We start from the raw sequence: 1,003 nt of genomic DNA, 5'->3' as shown, positions 1-1,003 counted from the left end.
CTGGCTGGGCATGCAGCGCATCCTGGACTTTGCCGCCGGCATCAGGTTCTCACGCGAGCTTCAGGCTCAGGGGACTTGTGTATAACGAAATGGGCATTGGGTGGTATTGACATCGTGGTGGCCAACGTCAGTGCGCTGGCCATTGGCAACGACGAGGTGGGTTGGAAAAGCGGTTTTGATGTTGACATGATGGGCACCGTGCGCCTCATCAACGCGGCGATGCCCAGCCTTGAAAAGAGCGAACACGCGGCCATCATCACGATTGCCAGTGTGTCCGCTCGCGAGATCGACTTTACCGCCGGACCCTACGGCTCTTTTAAGGCCGCGATCGTTCACTACACGCAGGGCCTAGCCTTTCAATTGGCGGGTAGAAAAATCCGGGCCAACTCGGTATCTCCTGGTAACACCTACTTTCCGGGTGGCATTTGGGAGCAGATCGAAACCGGCAACCCTGCGTTGTTCAAAGAATCGCTTGCATTGAATCCAACGGGTCGCATGGCAACGCCGCAGGAGGTAGCCAATGGCGCGGTGTTTCTGGCCAGTCCGGCAGCGAGCTTTATTACCGGCACCAATCTGCTGGTTGATGGCGCGCTGACACGCGGCGTTCAGTTTTAAGAGTCTGTTTTAGGCTCTGTTGACGTAGCGAAAGCTCAATGAGAATCAGGCCGAGGAATTTTCGTTGACGCGGCTGTCCTTGGCGGCTTTGCACCTTACCTGATCGAGCACATCAATCGATTTGGCGATTACTTTTTGGACTTAGAGCGGCAGGTGACGCCCATGCAATTCGAGACGATTCTTATTTGAAACCAATCGGCTACGTCAAAAACGCCGGATTGCGTCCGAATCCGGGCCGCCCCTCAAAACCGGTTCTGTCGCAATAGTGGAGCTTAGCCGAAAAAAATTGCGTTGCTGAGCTGGAGATCAAACAGCGAGGCTGTAGAACTGCTGCGCTGCGGACATGGGTTTGCCGGCGGGGCAGTTCATCTGCCCCTTGCCGATCATG

At 55.5% G+C, this 1,003-nt stretch carries 1 protein-coding gene and 1 pseudogene; one reads left to right on the top strand and one right to left on the bottom strand.

All coding sequences use genetic code 11. The annotated features are described in order from the left end of the window. The coding region (locus tag IWX87_RS19485; protein WP_196865149.1) for an SDR family NAD(P)-dependent oxidoreductase at positions 1 to 615 on the top strand (615 nt) is incomplete at its 5' end. A gap of 306 nt (positions 616 to 921) precedes the next feature. Here the strand turns inward: IWX87_RS19485 and IWX87_RS19480 are convergent. Further along, positions 922 to 1,003: pseudogene (locus IWX87_RS19480) on the bottom strand (IS6 family transposase); the annotation flags it as partial.

The organism is Polaromonas sp. CG_9.7, assembly GCF_015752205.1.
Taxonomy (GTDB): Bacteria; Pseudomonadota; Gammaproteobacteria; order Burkholderiales; family Burkholderiaceae_C; genus Polaromonas.
This window is presented reverse-complemented; position numbering and strand designations above follow the sequence as displayed.